Genomic DNA, 1,547 nt, shown 5'->3' on the forward strand with positions numbered 1-1,547 from the left:
AGATCCCGTCACCTAGAGCCTGCCGCGTCGCTCCGCCTTGTCATTTGCACACGTGGAGTGGCAGACAGTTGACGGCCATGAGCGGTCGGTGGTCAAACGGGAAAGCAGTCGCTCAACGTTGGCACCGTCCGGCAGGCAGTATGTGCAACGCAGTGGCATTCTGATGCTGCTTGTCAGCGGCGAGCAAAGGGTCAAGTTTCATTCTTCCAACCACTGAACACTGGGCGAACGGTTTTGCGAGGGCAGCCAGTACTCCAGTACGTTTAGCGCTGGCTCCATGGAGACATGCTTGACGGTGAACCCTCGGTGTTCGAGAGCCCTCACCTGACTGTCGCCCTGCACACCGACTTCAATGATCAGGTTGCACCTTAGCCCGTCCCAGCGAGCGGAGCGAGCGATTTGAACCACTAGTTAGGTGACTTTGCACGATGTGCCCTTGCTGTCTCAAGGAGTAGCTTAAATTTATAAATTGCGGAATTCACATCGTCTTGCGTGTCGCCATCCCAGTCTTCAATAGTCTCTAACTCTGCGCGTAAATCGTTAATACGAATTTCTATTTCAGCTGGCCCGCAGAGCGTAGCAATTTCCAGCCACTTTTCATCTGAGATTTTCTCTTGAACTGACAGCCCGCCTCTCGCCGACATGATTAATTTCTGCAGATTACTCATGTGTTACTTAACGATAAAACTAAGCGAGCTGCGCGTTAGCGCAGTCCGCTTGAGTGATTAGTTATGCCAGCCTGGTTCCATTAGGTAGCTCCATATCAACGGTTGAAAGCACAACAGAACCATCAGGCCGGTACAACCCAGTGACTAAACATTCAGACATGATGGGGCCAATTTGTTTTGGTGGGAAGTTTACGACGGCCAGCACCTGCTTACCCAACAGGTCTTCTTTGGTGTATAAATCAGTGATTTGCGAACTAGATTTTTTAATACCAAGCTCTTCTCCAAAATCTACCTGTAACTTGTAAGCAGGTCGGCGAGCCTCTGGAAAATCTTCTACATCGACAATGGTTCCAACGCGAATATCAACCTTTTGAAAGTCACCCCAATCAATATAATCCATAATTTACCTTAAGTACTCTGTATGCATAACTTTGATGTAGTTCGTATTTCACCATATATCCACAGCGGCCACGAAATAACATAGCTTGGAAAATTGGCAGAACGTGTTTGAATTCATGGGCTTACGTTGGCGCACCGGGGTATTAACAGCGATAACAAATCTGACAAAGTTCGTGCATGTGTTGCCGCGTCTCGGCAACTCAAACCGTTCACTGGACTATGTTCGCGAATGTGTTCAATGACTGCACTATAGCGCGCAGATCAAGTAGCAGTATTGGTATCAGACTCAGATTTTTTTATCGACGGCGCCCAACAAGGGGCGGCACCCCCGCGAGCCTTGACGGGCTGCTTTAAGTAACTTCCGCGGTTGTCAGCAGTGGGTCGACTCGCGCCGGTGGTGCCATGAGAAAGCGGTCGTTCGGTCCAGCCCGACTGCGAGCGTCAGCTTCCTGGTGCGACTACGAACTGGTGGTCTCGGCC

General features: G+C 50.2%; 2 protein-coding genes. Both read right to left on the reverse strand.

Features of this window, described 5'->3' with window-relative positions:
- Window positions 1-407: 407 nt before the first annotated feature.
- Complete coding sequence (locus WBM98_RS05510; protein WP_424365027.1) at window positions 408-668, reverse strand: hypothetical protein; 261 nt, start codon at window positions 666-668, stop codon at window positions 408-410.
- A 61-nt stretch (window positions 669-729) separates the two neighbouring features.
- A complete protein-coding gene (locus WBM98_RS05515; RefSeq protein ID WP_424365028.1) occupies window positions 730-1,068 on the reverse strand; it encodes a tRNA-binding protein in 339 nt (112 codons plus the stop codon).
- Between the last annotated feature and the right edge of the window lie 479 nt (window positions 1,069-1,547).

This window comes from Maribacter sp., assembly GCF_049667165.1.
Lineage (GTDB): Bacteria > Bacteroidota > Bacteroidia > Flavobacteriales > Flavobacteriaceae > Maribacter_A.

Excerpts from the sequence above, each read along its gene's own strand:
- WBM98_RS05510 (WP_424365027.1), bottom strand. The coding sequence starts at position 668 with ATGAGTAATCTGCAGAAATTAATCATGTCGGCGAGAGGCGGGCTGTCA.
- WBM98_RS05515 (WP_424365028.1), bottom strand. The coding sequence starts at position 1,068 with ATGGATTATATTGATTGGGGTGACTTTCAAAAGGTTGATATTCGCGTT.